This window comes from Thioclava sp. JE_KL1, assembly GCF_009296265.1.
Lineage (GTDB): Bacteria > Pseudomonadota > Alphaproteobacteria > Rhodobacterales > Rhodobacteraceae > Thioclava.
Genome location: NZ_WBJS01000116.1, coordinates 1 through 402, shown reverse-complemented (window position 1 = coordinate 402; position 402 = coordinate 1). Strand labels below are relative to the sequence as shown.

Genomic DNA, 402 nt, shown 5'->3' with positions numbered 1-402 from the left:
AGTTTGTACTGTCTCTTATGAGAAAACATATACTCAGCCATGCAACAACCAAATTAGACATTATCTTATCCACCAAGGTTTTTAGAAAGCTCACACATTTGCCAATTGGTTTTTTTACCAAACGCCAAACTGGAGATACTGTAGTTCGTATTAAAGAGCTTGAGTCCATTCGTAGTTTTGTTAGTGGCTACGGTTTAACTGTGTTGATTGATTTTCCGTTCAGTCTGATCATTCTTGCAGTCATGTTCATGTTTAGTGCAGAAATTACGTTAATTGCCATTCTTGGCATCATCATGTTTTTTGTTGTTTATGGGGTTGTTAATCCATTTTTGAAGGAACGCTTACATCAGAAGCATAAAATGACCGTCGATAATCAGTCTTATCTTGTGGAAGCTGTAAGAG

1 protein-coding gene is annotated in these 402 nt (G+C 36.6%); it reads left to right on the top strand.

Translation table 11 applies throughout. The features are described 5' to 3' along the window. A partial coding sequence (locus F8R15_RS21180) for an ABC transporter transmembrane domain-containing protein (protein WP_253732851.1) occupies positions 1 to 402 on the top strand: 402 nt, incomplete at both ends.